This window comes from Actinomycetes bacterium, assembly GCA_035506535.1.
Lineage (GTDB): Bacteria > Actinomycetota > Actinomycetes > DATJPE01 > DATJPE01 > DATJPE01.
On sequence record DATJPE010000015.1, the window covers coordinates 1 to 15,572 of the forward strand.

Genomic DNA, 15,572 nt, shown 5'->3' on the forward strand with positions numbered 1-15,572 from the left:
CCGCGCCATGCTCGCCGACACCCTCGACATCACCCGCGACTGCTACACCGCATACCTGCAAGCCGATGAGCCCACCAGACGGATCTTCAACCAGGCCTTCTTCACCAAGATCTACATCGATGAAGACGATCAAAGCCGTCAACGACAGGTCCGCGTCGACTACAACCAGCCATTCGACGACCTGCTGTCACGCCTCGTGCCAGCAGGTGTCCACCGCCAAATGCTCGACGCACTCGATGGGCCTGGGCACCAGCAGACGACCGGTGCAACTGGCAACCAGCCCGGCGTGCGTGACGGCCAGGGTTCTCATACCGACCTTTTGGTGGAGCTGAGGGGACTCGAACCCCTGACCCCCTGCATGCCATGCAGGTGCGCTACCAGCTGCGCCACAGCCCCAGCCGCCCTCGCGGGCGAGCCAACAGGATAGCCGTACGCCGTTCCCGCGACCCAATCAGCGCCAACCCGCCCGCCTCAGCCCTGGGCGTCCTCCCCGACGACGGGCTCGGGCAGCGTCCCGGCGTTGTGCTCGGCGAGGCGCCAGCCGCCGTCCGCGCGCTCCTCGAGCACCGACCAGGCCGCGTTGGCCAGGCCGCCGAGGACGTCCCAGTGCTCCACGGGCAGGGCGAGGAGAGTGCCGATCGACGCGCGCGCCGTACCGCCGTGCGTGACGACCACGAGGATCCCGCCGGGGTCGAGCACCTCGAGCCCGCGGCGGATGGCGGCGACGGCACGCTCGGCCACCTGGGACCGGGTCTCGCCGTCCCCGCCGGGAGCCACGTCCTCCCCCGCACGCCAGGCCCGGTAGCGCGGCCCGTCCATCTCCTGGATCTCCCGGCCCAGATGACCCTCCCACGAACCGCCGTAGGTCTCGCGCAGGTCAGGGTCGTGAAGGACCTCCAGGCCGGTCCAGCGTGACAGGGCGGCGGCGGTGTCCGCGGCCCGCACCAGGTCGGAGGACAGGATCGCGGCGGGCGGCAGGGAGGCCAGCAGCCGGGCGGAGCGCTCGGCCTGGTCGAGCCCGACCGGGTCGAGCTCGACGTCGAGATGCCCCTGGAAGCGGTTCTCGCTGTTCCAGGCGGTACGCCCGTGCCGCCACAGGACGACCCGGCGGCCCCTGCCGCGCGCCGCCGGGGGGCTCACGCGCCGGGGCGCTCGGCCAGGCCCTCGCGCGACGTCCGCCCGCCGCGTCCTGATGAGACGCTCTCGGGGAGGGGGATGACCGGGCAGTCGCGCCACAGCCGCTCGAGGGAGTAGTACACCCTCTCCTCCGCGTGCTGCACGTGCACGACGACGTCGACGTAGTCGAGCAGCACCCAGCGGCCTTCGCGCTCACCCTCGCGGCGGGTCGGACGCAGGTCGAAGTCGCGGCGCAGCCGCTCCTCGATGGCGTCGACGATCGCCTGGACCTGGCGGTCGTTGGGCGCCGAGCAGAGCAGGAACGCGTCGGTGATCGCGAGCTGCTCGGAGACGTCGAAGGCGATGATGTCCTCCGCCAGCTTGTCGGAGGCCGCCTCGGCGGCCGCCACGACGACGGCGATGGACTCTGCTGCTGCGGTCACGAGCGGTGGGCCCTCAGGGTGGTCGAGGTCATCGGACCCTCAAGGATCTCACGGGCGATAGTCGGTCCCGAGCACCACGACGACGTCGGCGATGCTCTGGCCCTCGCCGGTGACCCGCAACGAGGCGTCGGTGAGTCCCAGCGCCTTGGCGACCTGGTCGCCCATCGCCCGCTGCTGCGGGGTGTCCTCGGAGATGAGGACCACCGTCGGGTCCTTGTCGAAGGGCAGGAGGTTGCCGCCGGGGACGTACACGTCACCGGCCTTGGCGAGCTTGGCGCGCGTGGTCTCCCCCAGCCCGGGCGTGCCGACCCCGTTGCGGACGAGGACCCGGATCGCGGTCGGGTTGGCCGCGTCGCCGGTCGAGCTGCCGGTCAGTGCCGACAGGGCGCCCTCGGCTCCGGTGGAGTCCACGGTGTACGTCGGCGTCCCGCCGGTGTCGAGCTCGTGCACCGGCAGCGACTGGTAGACCAGCGAGTTGCTGGCGTCGAGCGCAGTCAGGTCCGCCAGGACCTGGCTGAGCCGGGCCAGCGGCATCGTGGAGTGGCTGGTCGCCCCGAGCGCGGCGAGCTGGGCGCTCACCCCGGCCGGCTTGGCGGACAGCTTGGCGAAGACGGCCTCGAGGACGGTGTCGAGCCGGGCCAGCTGCGCCTGGGCCGGCTGGCCGGGCACGGCGTACGTCGCGAACTCGGCCGCAGCGGCCCCGCCCAGGTGCTGCTGGCCGGCGGTGATCTTGATCACGTCGCCCTGGCGCACGTCGACGTCGACGTCGGCGTCGACCCCGCCGATACTGTCCACCAGCGCGGCCAGGCCGGCGGGGGTCAGGGTCCAGGTGCCGTCGATGCGCAGGCCCAGCGCGTCGGACAGGCCGTCCGCGGCGGCAGTGCCGGGCAGGAGGGCTGCGCTTTGCATGGTGGCCCCGCCGTCACCACCGGCGTCCACGGACAGCTGCGGCGGGACGAGCACGACGGCCCCGGCGCTGGCGTGCTGGTCACCGAGCAGGGCGATGCCCTCGGCGCCCTGGGCGTCCACGATCTGCAGCAGCACGACCGAGCTGGGGATGCTGGCCACTGGCGCGGCGTGGTGCTTGCCGCCGGCATGCCGGGAGACGTAGGTCGCCGCGACGACCAGCAGGACCAGGGCCACGAGCGCGGCCAGGACGACGCGGGTGCGCTGCGAGCGGCGCTCGCGCTCCTGACGGGCGAGGGTGCGCGAGCCGAGCGGGACGGCGCCGGACGGCAGGACGGAGGGGTTGCCTGCCGGGACGACCGCCCCGCTCGGGGCCGCGGGGGGCGGGGGCTCAAACGGCAGCGCCGGCCCGGTGGGGTGAGGGAGGTCGGAGGGGGCGCCGACATGGGCGAGGACGGGTGCCTCGGCGGGGACCGCCGCGTGCCCCGGGTCCGCGTCGCTGCGGGCCGGCGCCGCCGGGGCAGCCTGGCGCTTGGGCCAGCCCAGCCCGCGGCGTTGCTTCGGCGCCGCCCGCTTTCCGGTCACGCGCCCCCCTCGGGTGCGTGACGAACCGTCGCGCCGTCCGCCATACGGCGGTACAGACCGCGCTTGCTGATGTACTGCACGACACCGTCCGGCACGAGGTACCAGATCGGCAGGTTGGCCCCGATTCTTTCGCGGCAATCGGTACTGGAAATCGCCAGGGCCGGGACCTCGATGAGGCTCACCTGCCCCAGCGGCAGCCCCGGGTCGGCCAGGTGGTGCCCGGGACGGGTCACCCCGACGAAGTGGGCGAGACCCACGACCTGGTCGGCGTCCTGCCAGGTGAAGATCTGCGCGAGCGCGTCCGCCCCGGTGATGAAGTACAGCTCCCAGTCCGGGCGAGCGGCCCGCAGGTCACGCAGCGTGTCCACGGTGTAGGTCGGCCCACCGCGGTCGATGTCGATCCGGCTGACCCAGAACCGGGGGTTCGAGGCGGTGGCGATGACCGTCATGAGGTAGCGGTCCTCGGCCGGGGTGACCTCCCGGCTCTCCTTCTGCCACGGCTGGAACGTCGGGACGAACACCACCTCGTCCAGGTGGAAGCGGGCCGCGACCTCGGAGGCGGCCACGAGGTGGCCGTGGTGGATCGGGTCGAAGGTGCCGCCCATCACCCCCAGGCGCCGTGGGGCGCTCACCGCCGTGTCAGCGGTCGCGGTTGAACCGCGTCACGATGAAGAGCAGCAGCGCCAGCCCGAGGAAGACGCCGAGCCCCGCGAGGATGGCCTCGTGCTCCTCCTTCGGCGAGGAGGCCTTCTCGGCGACCAGGTGGGTCAGGAGGAGGAGTGCGCTCATGCCCGGAGCCTAGCGGCGGACGTGGCCGTCGCCGGTGACGACGTACGTGGTCGTGGTGAGCTCGGGCAAGCCCATGGGCCCCCGCGCGTGCAGCTTCTGGGTCGAGATGCCGATCTCGGCACCGAAGCCGAACTCTCCGCCGTCGGTGAAGCGGGTGGACGCGTTGACCATCACGGCGGCGGCGTCGACCCCGCTGACGAAGCGCTGGGCTGCGGTGACGGAGTCGGTGACGATCGCCTCGGTGTGCCCGCTCCCCCACCGCCGGATGTGCCGCAGGGCCTCGTCGACGTCATCCACGACACCGGCGGCGATGTCGAGGCTGTAGTACTCCGCGGCCCAGTCCTCGTCGGTGACTGGCGCGAACGCGACGCCGGCGGCCGGCACGTACGCCGCGATGCGATCGTCGCCGTGCACCGTGACCCCGGCCTCCCTCAGGGCCGCGAGCGCCTTGGGCAGGAACGCCCCCGCGACGTCGGCGTGCACGAGGAAGGTCTCCGCGGCGTTGCACACGCTCGGGCGCTGCGCCTTGGCGTTGACGAGGATGCTCACCGCCTTGTCGATGTCGGCGTCCGCGTCGACGTACACGTGGCAGTTGCCGATCCCGGTCTCGATGCTCGGAACCCTCGACTCCTCCACGACCGAGCGGATCAGTCCCGCTCCCCCGCGCGGGATCACCACGTCGACCAGGCCGCGTGCCGTGATCAGGTGGGTGACCGACTCGTGAGAGGTGCCGGGGACCAGCTGCACCGACTCCCGCGGCAGCCCGCTCGCCTCGAGGGCGTCCTGCATGACGTCGACGAGCACCTCGTTGGTGGCATACGCGCTGCTCGAGCCGCGCAGCAGGACGGCATTGCCCGACTTCAGGCCGAGGCCAGCGGCGTCCACGGTCACGTTCGGGCGCGCCTCGTAGATGATCGCGACCACGCCGAGGGGGACGCGGACCTGGCGGATCTGCAGGCCGTTGGGCTGGGTCCAGCCGCGTACCACGACACCGACCGGGTCGGGCAGGTCGGCGATGTCGCGCAGCGCGTCGGCGATGGCCGCGACCCGGGCCTCGGTGAGGGTGAGCCGGTCGACGATGCCCTCGGAGGTCCCGTTCGCCCGCGCGCGGGAGACGTCGGCAGCGTTGGTCTCCGTGATGCGCCCGCTCTCCTTGACCAGCGCGTCGGCCATGGCGTGCAGGGCGGCGTCCTTGGTGGCCCGGGACGCCTGGGCGAGGTGGACCGCCGCGCCCTTGGCCCGCCGCGCCGTGGCGAGGACGGCCTCGCGCTCGCCCGGGACCGACGTCGTCGACATGTGCCCAGCGTAGTGGGCCAGTCGTCAGGCGCGGCGTGCGTCAGGGCGCCCGGAACGCCTGACAGCTCACCGCTTGGGCGGACGGTCAGAGGAGGACGAGGTCGTCGCGGTGGACGACCTCGCGCTCGTACGTCGGCCCGAGGTCGGCCGCCAGCTCACGGGTCGAGCGGCCCAGCATCGAGGGCAGCTCGGACGCGCCGTAGTTGACCAGCCCACGTGCGACAGCGACCCCGGAGTCGGCGTCGACGAGGTCGACGGCGTCGCCGGCCTCGAAGTCGCCCTCCACCGCCGTGACGCCGGCGGGCAGCAACGACAGCCGGCGCTGGACGACGGCGCGCACGGCCCCGGGATCGAGCAGCAGCCGGCCGGCCGGCGCCACCGCGTGCTGCAGCCACAGCAACCGGGTCCGCGCCCGGGTCCCCGTCGCGTGGAAGAACGTCCCGGCCTCAGCGCCCGCGAGCGCCTCCGCGGCGGCCGCCGTCGAGGTGAGCACCACCGGTACGCCCGCCGACGTGGCGATGCGGGCGGCCTCGACCTTGGTGGTCATCCCACCCGTCCCGACGCCGGCGCGCCCGGCACGCCCGGGCCGGCCCAGCGACACCCCGACCAGGTCCTCCTCCGAGCGGACCTCGCGCAGCAGCTCGGTCCCAGGCTTGGCGGGGTCACCGGAGTACAGCCCGTCGACGTCGGACAGCAGGACCAGCAGGTCCGCACCCACCAGGTGCGACACCAGGGCGGCGAGCCGGTCGTTGTCGCCGAAGCGGATCTCGTCGGTGGCGACCGTGTCGTTCTCGTTGACGATGGGCAGGGCGCCGAGCTCCAGCAGCCGGTAAAGGGTCCGCTGGGCGTTGCGGTAGTGGGCCCGCCGGGTCACGTCCTCTGAGGTGAGCAGGACCTGCCCGACGACGACACCCCGGGCGGCGAACGCGTCGGTGTAGCGGTGCATCAGCCGCCCCTGGCCCACGCTGGCCGCGGCCTGCTGGGTGGCGAGGTCGCGCGGCCGGCGCACCTGCCCGAGCGGGGCGAACCCGGCGGCGATGGCGCCCGAGGAGACGAGCACGATCTCCCGGCCGGACGTACGCGCGCGGGACAGCACCTCGGCCAGCCCGTCGACCGCGCCCTCGTCGATCGTACCGGTGCCGTCGGTCAGTGACGACGAGCCGACCTTGACCACGACCCGCCGGGCCTGCGCGACGCTGGCGCGGGGCATCAGAGGCCCTCGAGCCGTACGTCGGTGCCGCGCGGGCCGAGCGCGCCGGCACCGGCCTCGATCGAGGGCTCCCAGTCGAACACCCAGCCGTCCTCGCCGCCGATGACGACCTCCGCCCCCGGGGTCGCACCCAGCTCGACGAGTCGCTCCTCGACGCCCAGGCGGGCGAGGCGGTCGGCGAGGTAGCCGACCGCCTCGTCGTTGGTGAAGTCGGTCTGGCGTACCCAGCGTTCAGGCTTGACCCCGCGCACGCGGAACCGCTCGCCCTCGCGGACGACGCTGAACTGCGCCTCGTCGACCGCCCGGGGACGCAGCACGATCCGGTGCGGCTCCGCCGGCTCGGCGTGGGCGCGCGCGGCGGCGACCAGCTCGGCCATCGCGTACGACAGCTCTCGCAGCCCGGCGTGCGAGACGGCCGAGACGGCGTACACCCGCAGCCCGCGCTCGCGCAGGATCGGCGTGACCAGCTCGGCGAGCTCGGCGCCCTCGGGGACGTCGACCTTGTTGAGGGCGACGATGCGCGGCCGGTCCTCCAGGCCGCCGTACGCCGCGAGCTCCGCCTCGATGACGTCGAGGTCGGACACCGGGTCGCGGCCCGGCTCGAGCGTGGCGCAGTCGAGGACGTGGACCAGCGCGGCGCACCGTTCGACGTGGCGCAGGAACTCCAGGCCGAGGCCGCGGCCCTCGCTCGCCCCCTCGATGAGGCCGGGTACGTCGGCCACGGTGAAGCGCACGTCACCGGCCTCCACGACCCCGAGGTGCGGGGTCAGCGTGGTGAACGGGTAGTCGGCGATCTTGGGGCGGGCGGCGGAGAGGGCGGCGACCAGGCTGGACTTGCCGGCGCTGGGGAAGCCGACCAGGCCGATGTCGGCGACCGTCTTGAGCTCGAGGACGACGTCGCCCGACCAGCCGGGCTCGCCGAGCAAGGCGAAGCCCGGGGCCTTGCGGCGGGTCGTCGCCAGGGCGGCGTTGCCGAGCCCGCCCCGGCCGCCCTGCGCGACGACGTACCGGGTCCCGGCGCCGACCAGGTCGGCGAGCGGCTCGCCGTCAGGGCTGGACACCACGGTCCCATCGGGGACCGGGAGGACGAGGTCGTCGCCGTCGGCCCCGCTCCGGTGGTCGCCCTGGCCGGCCTTGCCGGACGTCGCGTGCCGGTGCGGGGCGCGGTGGTAGTCCAGCAGCGTGGTGACGTTCGGGTCGACGACGAGGACGACATCGCCGCCGCGCCCGCCGTTGCCGCCGTCCGGCCCGCCCAGCGGCTTGAACTTCTCGCGGTGGATCGAGGCGCAGCCATTCCCGCCGTCGCCGGCGGCGACGTGCAGCACCACGCGATCGACGAAGCTCGCCACGTGGTGCCTCCTCTCGGCGGTCGGACCCTCCCGGCGGGACGACGTACCTGCGACGGCCCCTCGAGACGACGGGAGGGCGGTACCCGGCCGGGCCCGCCCTCCTCGGTGTGCTTCCCGCTCGGCGGTCAGTCCGCCACGGGAACGACGTTGATGACGCGTCGGCCGCGCCGCGTGCCGAACTCCACGCTGCCGCCGACCAGTGCGAACAGCGTGTCGTCGCTGCCGCGGCCGACCCCGGTGCCGGGGTGGAAGTGGGTGCCGCGCTGGCGGATGATGATCTCGCCGGCGTTGACGACCTGGCCGCCGAATCGCTTCACGCCGAGGCGCTGCGCCGCGGAGTCGCGACCGTTGCGGGACGACGAGGCGCCCTTCTTGTGAGCCATCGCTTGGTCCTACTTCGTCTCGATGCCGGTGACCCGGACCTGGGTGAGCTTGCTGCGGTGCCCGAGGCGCTTGCGGTAGCCGGTCTTGTTCTTGTACTTCAGGATGTTGATCTTGGGACCCTTGGCGTCGGCGACGACCTCGGCCGTGACGCTGACCTTGGCCAGCGCGGCGGCGTCGGAGGTCACGGCGTCGCCGTCGACGAGCAGCAAGGCGGGCAGCTGCACGCTGCTCCCGGGCTCACCCGGCAGCCGGTCGACCGTGACGAGGTCACCGACGGCCACCTTCTCCTGGCGGCCACCGGCGCGGACGATCGCGTACAACGCTGACTCCTCGCTGTGGGCTCGTACGTGCCCGACGGACGGGCAGCAGTCGGCGCGCCGAGACGGCGCGATGCGCGACAGCCCAGGGTACGGGGACCCCGCGAAGAGGGTCAAACCGCCCCCCGCCAGCGCCTCAACGACCGCCTCGTCCGACCCAGTCCTCCCGAATGAACGCGGCGTTCAGTCGGACCTATTGGAGGAATGCCGCGTTCAGTCGGAGAAATCAGGGGGCGAGGGTGCGGGCTCCGGCGGCGCTGGTGGGTGCGCCGGCGGTCACCGGCGCGGTGGCGGGGACGAGGCGGACGGTGCGGTCGGCCACGAGCTCGGCCTCGGTGACGTCGTGGGTGACGTGGATGGCCGGGGTGGCGAGGGCGTGCAGGAGGTCGCGTACGTCGCCGGCGAGGCGGTCGCGCAGCTCGCGGTCCAGGGCGCCGAAGGGCTCGTCGAGCAGGAGCAGCCGGGGTCGGGGGGCGAGGGCGCGCGCGAGGGCCACCCGCTGCGCCTCGCCGCCGGAGAGGGTGGCGACGGACCGGCGGGCGTACCCGGGCAGGTCGACGAGCGCCAGCAGCTCCTCGACCCGGGTCCGTCGCTCGGCGCGGGGCAGGGCCGCGAGGCCGTACGCCACGTTGCCCCCGACGTCGAGGTGCGGGAAGAGCATCGCGTCCTGGAAGACCAGACCGAAACCGCGCCGGTGGGTGGGCACCCGCGCAAGCGACTCGCCGTCCCACCGGACGTCGCCGCGGTCGGCAGGCAGCAGGCCGGCCACGACCCGCAGGAGGGAGGACTTGCCCGACCCGCTGGGGCCAAGAAGCGCCACGACGGCGCCCGGCTCGACGGCCAGGTCGACGTCGGTGAGCAACGCGTGCCCGCCGTAGGAGACGGCGATGCCGTCGAGGACCAGCCCACGCTCCACGGCTACAGCCCACCCGAGGCCGACGGCCGCCAGCGGTCGGTCGCCAGCACCACGGCCGCCGTGACGACCATGAGCAGGGTGGCCGCGGCCGCCGCCGTCCCCGCGTTGGACTCCCCGGGCCGGGACAGCAGACGGACGACGGCCACCGGCAGCGTGGGCGACGCCGCGCGGTAGAGGAAGGCCGTCGCCCCGAACTCCCCGAGGGAGACCGCGGCCGCGAAGCCCGCACCGACCGCCAGCGCCCCGGCCAGGGCCCGGCCGTCGACGGTCCACCAGACCCGCCACGGGGACGCCCCGAGCGTGGCGGCGACGTCGCGGAGCCTGGTGTCCAGCGAACGAAGCACGGGGAGCACGGCGCGGACGACGAGCGGGATCGCGATGAGGGCGTGCGCGAGCGGAACGAGCAGCACCGAGTCCCTGAGGTCCAGCGGCGCCCGCGAGAAGGCCAGCAGGAAGCCGAACCCCACCGTGACCGCCGAGGTGCCCAGCGGCAGCATGAGCCCGGCGTCGAGCCAGGAGGCAAAGCGGCGCGCGTACGCCACCGCACACGCGGCCAGCCCGCCGACGACGACCGCGATCACCACCGTCGCGACCAGGTAGCCCGCGGACACCCGCAACGCCGCCCCCACGTCGACGTCGCGGGTGGTCACCGGGGCGCGGAAGAGCTGGCGCCACCAGTCCAGCCCCCAGTGCCCGCCCACCCGCACCGAGCTTCGCGCGAGGGCGAGCAGCGGGAGCACGACGAGGGCGACCTCCACCCCGGCGACCGCCACCAGCAGCCGCGCGCCGCGCCCGCACACGGGGGCCAGGACGTCGGAGGGCGAGCGGGTACGTTGCCGCACCGCCAGCCGCGCCTGCAGCCGCGCCGACACCACGAGGACCCCCGCGAGCAGCACGAGCTGGACCAGGGCCAGCGCCGCCGCGCCGGGCAGGTCCAGCAGCTCGGCGGTCCGGCGGTACACCTCCACCTCCAGCGTCACGGTGCCCGGCCCTCCGAGGACGAGGACGACGCCGAAGGAGGTGAAGGTGAACAGGAACACGAGGATGGCCGCGGCGGCGACGGCGGGGCGCAACAGCGGCCACGTCACTGAGGCGAACACCCGCGCTGGGGAGGCGCCGAGGGTGCGCGCGGCCTGCTCGTAGCGGGGGTCGAGCTGCGCCCACAGCCCGCCGACGACGCGGACTACGATCGCCAGGTTGAAGAAGACGTGGGCGAGCAGGATCGCGCGCACCCCCCCGACCCACGACGGGGGCAGCAGCACGCGGAACGCCTCACCGACGACGACGGTGGGCAGCACGAACGGGATCGTGACCAGTAGCAGCGCCGCGCGGCGGGCCGGTACGGCATAGCGGTGCAGCGCCGCCGCCAGCGGCATCCCGAGCGCGACCGTCAGCACCGTCGAGACGACGGCCTGCCACAGCGTGAACCACAGGATCCGCCGGGTCGAGGGCAGGGCCAGCACCGAGAAGCCCGCCGCGGTCAGCCCGCGCCGCAGGATGTCGACGACCGGCCACGCGAAGAAGACGGCGAGGAACGCCGCCGGCACGAGGGCGAGGGCCCACGCGGGCGGCGTACGGGCTCCCGCTACTGGCCGATCGCCTCGGTCCACGTCTCGATCCAGGACGAGCGGTTGGCGGTGATCTCGGCGGGCGGGACCGACAGCGGGTTCGCGGGTCGGGCCGTCCACTTCTGGAACACCTCGGGGATCGCCACGCCGGCGCGCGCCGGCAGCACGAACATCGAGCCGGGCACGTCGGCCTGCACCGCGGGGGAGAGCAGCCAGTCGACCACGGCGCGCGCCGCGGCCACGTGCTTGGTGCCGGCCAGGACCCCGGCGTACTCGACCTGGCGGAAGCAGCTGTCGTCCATCACCGCGATGTCCGGGGTGCTCGGCTTGGGGCTCGGCGCGAAGACGATGGCCGCGGCCGGGTCGGTGCCGTAGGAGACGACCAGCGGGTGCGTCCCCTTGCCGGCCGCGGAGAACTCGCCGTTGTAGGCGTCGTCCCAGCTGTTCACGACGGTCAGCCCGTTGGCCTTGAGCGCCTTCCAGTACGTCAGCCAGCCGGGGTCGCCGTACCGCGCGACCGTGGCCAGCAGGAAGGCGAGCCCGGGCGAGGACGTGGCCGGGTTCTCGGCGACCAGCAGCCCCCGGTAGGCCGGCCGCGTCAGGTCCGCCAGCGTCTGCGGAACGGACAGGTGGTGCTTGGCGAACCACCCCGTGTCGGCGTCGACGCAGACGTCGCCGTAGTCGATCGGCGTGACGTAGCCGCCGCCGGTCTGGTCCTTCAGCTCCGGCCGCAGGTCGGCGTCCTCCGGCGAGACGTAGCGCTCGAAGACCCCGCCCTGCAGCGCCCGCGTCAGCAGCGTGTTGTCGACCCCGAACAGCACGTCGCCCTCCGGGTTGCCCGCCGTGAGGACCGCCTTGTTGACCACCTCGCCCGCGTCACCGCCGGTGACCACCTTGACGGTGATGCCGGTCCGCCGCTCGAAGGCGGTCAGCAGGCTCTTGCTCACCGCGAAGGAGTCGTGCGCGAGCAGGGTGACGGTCACCGGGGCGCCATAGGAGCCGCTCGGGTACGTCGACGCGGCCGCGCCGCCCGACCCTGACGAGGCGGAGCACGCCGCGAGCGAGACACCGGCCAGCGCGAGCGCGACGAGGCGCGCACGGATCACCGGGCGACGAGACAGATGGTGACGGATCAGATAGCGGGAACGATGGCGAGCCACGAGGTCCCTCCGCTGGCATTACCCAGATCAGGTTCGAGGGTCGGTGGCGGCGGCCACCCTCTCAGCCCGACGTCCCTGCGAGCTCCCCTTGGTACGCCCTTTAGTCTACGGCGGCGGCTGAGGCCTTCCCCCGGCCCCGGCGGCGCCGGCCGCCCTCGCTGGGCTCGGCGTCCTCGCCGTTGCCGTGCCTGCGGTCCTCGACCGGCTCGGTGCGGATGATCACCCCGCGGCCGTGACAGGTCTCGCACGGCTCGCTGAACGCCTCGAGCAGGCCCTGGCCGACCCGCTTGCGGGTCATCTGCACGAGGCCGAGCGAGGTGACCTCCGCGACCTGGTGACGGGTGCGGTCGCGGCCGAGGCACTCGAGCAGGCGGCGCAGCACCAGGTCGCGGTTGCTCTCGAGGACCATGTCGATGAAGTCGATGACGATGATCCCGCCCACGTCGCGCAGGCGGAGCTGGCGCACGATCTCCTCGGCCGCCTCGAGGTTGTTGCGGGTGACGGTCTCCTCGAGGTTGCCCCCGGCGCCGGTGAACTTCCCGGTGTTGACGTCGATGACCGTCATCGCCTCGGTGCGATCGATGACCAACGAGCCGCCCGAGGGCAGCCAGACCTTGCGGTCCAGCGCCTTGGTCAGCTGCTCGTCCACGCGGTAGGCGGCGAAGGCGTCGCCCTCCTGGGTCCACCGGGACAGCCGCGGCACCAGGTCGGGGGCGACGTGCCCGATGTAGGGCTCGACCATGTCCCACGCGTCGTCCCCGCTCACGACGAGGGAGGAGAAGTCCTCGTTGAAGATGTCGCGGATCACGCGCACGGTCAGGTCGGGCTCGCCGTAGAGCAGGGCGGGCGCCGAGGCCGCCTTGGCCTTCCGGCTGATGTCCTCCCACTGGGCGGTGAGGCGCGCCACGTCACGGCGCAGCTCCTCCTCGGAGGCACCCTCGGCGGCGGTGCGCACGATGACGCCGGCGTCGTCGGGGACCACCTCGCGCAGGATGGACTTGAGCCGGTTGCGCTCGGTGTCGGGCAGCTTGCGGCTGATGCCGGTCATCGACCCGTCGGGGACGAAGACCAGGAAGCGGCCGGGCAGGCTCACCTGGGCGGTGAGGCGGGCCCCCTTGTGTCCGACCGGGTCCTTGGTGACCTGGACGAGCACCGAGTCGCCTGCCTTCATCGCGTGCTCGATGCGCCGCGGCTGGCCGTCCAGTCCGGCGGCGTCCCAGTTGACCTCACCGGCGTAGAGGACGGCGTTGCGGCCCTTGCCGATGTCGACGAACGCCGCCTCCATCGAGGGCAGCACGTTCTGCACCCGGCCGAGGTAGACGTTGCCCACGAAGGAGACCGACGAGGCCCGGTTGACGTAGTGCTCGACGAGCATGCCGTCCTCGAGGACCGCGATCTGGGTCCGCTCCCCGGTCTGGCGCACCACCATGACCCGCTCGACGCTCTCGCGCCGGGCCAGGAACTCGGCCTCGGTGATCACCGGCGGGCGGCGGCGACCCTGGTCACGGCCTTCCCGGCGGCGCTGCTTCTTGGCCTCGAGCCGGGTCGACCCGGACAGGCCAGTGACCTCGTCGCCCTCCTCGCGAGTGCGCTTGCGGGGCTCACGGACCCGCACGACGGTGTTCGGCGGCTCGTCCGGGCCGGCCTCCGCCTCGGCGCCGCTGCGCCGGCGCCGGCGCCGGCGCCGGTGGGTGGCCGACTCCCCCTCGCCCTCGCCGCCCTCGTCGGTCTCGGCCGACTCGGCGGTCTCGGCCTCGTTCTCGCCCGGCTCGGGCTCCGCGCCCTCCTCGGCCTCCTCGGCGCTCTTGCGCTTGCGGCCGCGGCCCCCGCGGCGACGCCGGCGACGCCGGGGGGCACCCTCGCCCTCCTCGGGCTCGCCGGTCTCCTCCTCCTCGGCCTCCTCGGCCTCCTCGAGGTCCTCCTCGGGCTCTTCCGGCTCCTCGAGCTCCTCGTCGGGCGCGACCGCCGGGATGTCCGGGGGCTGGAACAGCGGCTCGACCGGACCGGGGACGCCTGCCTCCTCGCTGGCCTCGGCCGGCAGGTCGACCGGAGCCGTCTCGGCGGAGAAGACCGCGGCGACGGCCTTCTTGCGGCTGCGGCGCCGCGGCGGCTCCTGGGACGCGGCCTTCTCGGGCGTCGTCTCCTCCGGTGTTGACCCGGCCGAGGTCGCCTCCGCCTCGACCGGCGGCCCGGCCGGTCGTCGGGCGGAGCGCCGGCGCGGCTTGGCCGCGGGCTCCGGCGGCGCGGCCTGGTCGACCGGCGCGTCCGAGACCTGGCCCTCGGCGGGCGCCTGGTCGCTGCCGCTGCTCGTGTCGTCGTTGTCGAGCATCCATGTGCTCCTCACGGCCCCGGGCTCGCGCCACGCGGGGCCACTCCGTCCACCGGATGGAGGAGCGCTCCGCCCGGCGGAAAGTCTGTCTGGCAAGCCCGGTCAGGACCGAGACGATGCCATCGGGTCGGCGACAGTGCCCCGGGCCGCGTCGAGCGGCCCCTGCGCCAGCCGGGTCACCGAAGGTGGGACCGGCGGCGCGAGGTCGGCCACCAGGCGCAACGCACCGAGCACGTCGTCGGGTCGGACGGCCGGTGTTTCGTGCCGCACGACCAGGTGCAGTATCGCACACGGCGAGCCGTCCGGCCCGACGCCCGGCGTCCCGGTCGGTGAGTCCGGCGCGTCGACCTCGAGGCGGACGACGGCCCCGCGGGCGTCGAAGGAGCGCACTCCCGTCCTGGTCAGCCGTTGCACGATCACCTCGTCGCGTCCCAGGAAGGCGGCCACCGCCGCTTCGGCCCGTTCCGGCTCGACGTCGGGCAGCTCGACGCGCCACACCGAGCCCTGCAGGCGCTCGGCGAGGAAACCACGGCCGGCCTCCCCCGCGTCCACCACTTCCAGCACGTCCAGGCCGGGTGGCAGCGCTGCGTCGAGCTCGGCCCGCAACCGATCCGGGTCGCAGTGGGCGACGACGCCGATCTCGACGTACTCCGCCTCGCTGGCCGTGCCGGTCGGCGCGGCGTTGGCGTAGGAGATACGGGGGTGCGGGCTGAACCCGGCGGAGTACGCCATCGGCACGCCGGCGCGGCGCAGCGCTCGCTCGAAGGCGCGCTGGAAGTCCCGGTGCGAGGAGAAGCGCAACCGGCCGCGCTTGGCGTAACGCACGTAGAGCCGCTGCACCACCGGCGGTGGGGGCGGCCCGTCAGGCGTGCGCGCCACGCTCACCTGCCACCCGGCCAGCCTGGCACACCGAGCCGCTCAAGACCGACCAGTCGGCCACCGATGGCAGACGCAACACGATCCGAGGAGCACAGGTGCGAAACCTTCGGGCGGTCGGGGCGTTCGTGGGCGGCCTGGCCGTCGTGATGGTCGGGCTGATGCTCGTCGGGTCTGTCGTGGGCGGGGTGCTGCACGAGACCGAGGCTGACGGGCAGGTCCTGGGCCGCCTGCTGTTCTACCCCGGCCTGATCGGCGGGGCGCTGCTCGGCGTGCACCTGGCCCGCCGCTCGCTCGCCAAGACTCGGGTGGGCGACCGGAGCTGACG

At 73.8% G+C, this 15,572-nt stretch carries 16 protein-coding genes, 1 tRNA gene and 1 riboswitch; of the genes, 1 reads left to right on the forward strand and 16 read right to left on the reverse strand.

Annotated features, from left to right (window positions below; translation table 11 throughout):
- Positions 1 to 320: 320 nt before the first annotated feature.
- The 16 genes from VMI11_02285 to VMI11_02360 form a co-directional block, all read right to left on the reverse strand.
- Positions 321 to 396: transfer RNA gene (locus tag VMI11_02285), tRNA-Ala, on the reverse strand.
- A gap of 75 nt (positions 397 to 471) precedes the next feature.
- Complete coding sequence (locus VMI11_02290; GenBank protein HTY71232.1) at positions 472 to 1,140, reverse strand: histidine phosphatase family protein; 669 nt, start codon at positions 1,138 to 1,140, stop codon at positions 472 to 474.
- Positions 1,137 to 1,559 carry a ribosome silencing factor gene (rsfS, locus tag VMI11_02295; GenBank protein HTY71233.1) on the reverse strand — a complete coding sequence of 141 codons (423 nt, stop codon included), beginning with the start codon at positions 1,557 to 1,559 and terminating at the stop codon, positions 1,137 to 1,139. Before rsfS ends, VMI11_02290 begins: the two co-directional genes overlap by 4 nt.
- 48 nt (positions 1,560 to 1,607) lie before the next feature.
- Positions 1,608 to 3,050 (reverse strand): LytR C-terminal domain-containing protein, encoded by a 1,443-nt coding sequence (locus VMI11_02300; GenBank protein HTY71234.1) that lies wholly within the window; start codon positions 3,048 to 3,050, stop codon positions 1,608 to 1,610.
- Positions 3,047 to 3,682 carry a nicotinate-nucleotide adenylyltransferase gene (gene nadD / locus VMI11_02305; GenBank protein HTY71235.1) on the reverse strand — a complete coding sequence of 212 codons (636 nt, stop codon included), beginning with the start codon at positions 3,680 to 3,682 and terminating at the stop codon, positions 3,047 to 3,049. Before nadD ends, VMI11_02300 begins: the two co-directional genes overlap by 4 nt.
- 7 nt (positions 3,683 to 3,689) lie before the next feature.
- Positions 3,690 to 3,839, reverse strand: a complete 150-nt coding sequence (locus VMI11_02310; protein HTY71236.1) for a hypothetical protein — start codon at positions 3,837 to 3,839, stop codon at positions 3,690 to 3,692.
- Between the two features lie 9 nt (positions 3,840 to 3,848).
- Positions 3,849 to 5,135 (reverse strand): glutamate-5-semialdehyde dehydrogenase, encoded by a 1,287-nt coding sequence (locus tag VMI11_02315; GenBank protein HTY71237.1) that lies wholly within the window; start codon positions 5,133 to 5,135, stop codon positions 3,849 to 3,851.
- 85 nt (positions 5,136 to 5,220) lie between these two features.
- Positions 5,221 to 6,345, reverse strand: coding sequence for a glutamate 5-kinase (proB, locus tag VMI11_02320; protein ID HTY71238.1), 1,125 nt, complete (start codon positions 6,343 to 6,345; stop codon positions 5,221 to 5,223).
- Positions 6,345 to 7,694, reverse strand: coding sequence for a GTPase ObgE (gene obgE, locus VMI11_02325; protein HTY71239.1), 1,350 nt, complete (start codon positions 7,692 to 7,694; stop codon positions 6,345 to 6,347). Before obgE ends, proB begins: the two co-directional genes overlap by 1 nt.
- Before the next feature lie 125 nt (positions 7,695 to 7,819).
- Complete coding sequence (gene rpmA / locus VMI11_02330; protein HTY71240.1) at positions 7,820 to 8,077, reverse strand: 50S ribosomal protein L27; 258 nt, start codon at positions 8,075 to 8,077, stop codon at positions 7,820 to 7,822.
- 9 nt (positions 8,078 to 8,086) lie between these two features.
- The gene (rplU, locus tag VMI11_02335; protein HTY71241.1) at positions 8,087 to 8,398 is read right to left on the reverse strand and encodes a 50S ribosomal protein L21; all 312 of its coding nucleotides are present in this window, start codon (positions 8,396 to 8,398) and stop codon (positions 8,087 to 8,089) included.
- A 223-nt stretch (positions 8,399 to 8,621) separates the two neighbouring features.
- Positions 8,622 to 9,311: an ATP-binding cassette domain-containing protein gene (locus VMI11_02340; protein HTY71242.1), complete on the reverse strand. Its 690-nt coding sequence runs from the start codon at positions 9,309 to 9,311 to the stop codon at positions 8,622 to 8,624.
- Between the two features lie 2 nt (positions 9,312 to 9,313).
- Positions 9,314 to 10,921, reverse strand: coding sequence for an ABC transporter permease subunit (locus tag VMI11_02345; GenBank protein HTY71243.1), 1,608 nt, complete (start codon positions 10,919 to 10,921; stop codon positions 9,314 to 9,316).
- Positions 10,897 to 11,985 carry a thiamine ABC transporter substrate-binding protein gene (locus VMI11_02350; protein HTY71244.1) on the reverse strand — a complete coding sequence of 363 codons (1,089 nt, stop codon included), beginning with the start codon at positions 11,983 to 11,985 and terminating at the stop codon, positions 10,897 to 10,899. Before VMI11_02350 ends, VMI11_02345 begins: the two co-directional genes overlap by 25 nt.
- Before the next feature lie 39 nt (positions 11,986 to 12,024).
- Positions 12,025 to 12,138: riboswitch (TPP riboswitch) on the reverse strand.
- Position 12,139: 1 nt separating this feature from the next.
- The gene (locus VMI11_02355) at positions 12,140 to 14,368 is read right to left on the reverse strand and encodes an Rne/Rng family ribonuclease (protein ID HTY71245.1); all 2,229 of its coding nucleotides are present in this window, start codon (positions 14,366 to 14,368) and stop codon (positions 12,140 to 12,142) included.
- Positions 14,369 to 14,470: 102 nt separating this feature from the next.
- On the reverse strand, positions 14,471 to 15,208 hold the full coding sequence (locus tag VMI11_02360; GenBank protein HTY71246.1) for a TIGR03936 family radical SAM-associated protein: 738 nt from the start codon (positions 15,206 to 15,208) through the stop codon (positions 14,471 to 14,473).
- A 134-nt stretch (positions 15,209 to 15,342) separates the two neighbouring features.
- Between VMI11_02360 and VMI11_02365 the strand changes: the two genes are divergently transcribed.
- Positions 15,343 to 15,570 (forward strand): hypothetical protein, encoded by a 228-nt coding sequence (locus tag VMI11_02365; GenBank protein ID HTY71247.1) that lies wholly within the window; start codon positions 15,343 to 15,345, stop codon positions 15,568 to 15,570.
- Positions 15,571 to 15,572: the final 2 nt, after the last annotated feature.

Bases quoted from the DNA above. Each gene is read 5' to 3' on its own strand.
- VMI11_02310 (HTY71236.1), bottom strand. From the start codon at position 3,839: ATGAGCGCACTCCTCCTCCTGACCCACCTGGTCGCCGAGAAGGCCTCC.
- proB (HTY71238.1), bottom strand. From the start codon at position 6,345: ATGCCCCGCGCCAGCGTCGCGCAGGCCCGGCGGGTCGTGGTCAAGGTC.
- VMI11_02315 (HTY71237.1), bottom strand. From the start codon at position 5,135: ATGTCGACGACGTCGGTCCCGGGCGAGCGCGAGGCCGTCCTCGCCACG.
- VMI11_02355 (HTY71245.1), bottom strand. From the start codon at position 14,368: ATGCTCGACAACGACGACACGAGCAGCGGCAGCGACCAGGCGCCCGCC.
- rpmA (HTY71240.1), bottom strand. From the start codon at position 8,077: ATGGCTCACAAGAAGGGCGCCTCGTCGTCCCGCAACGGTCGCGACTCC.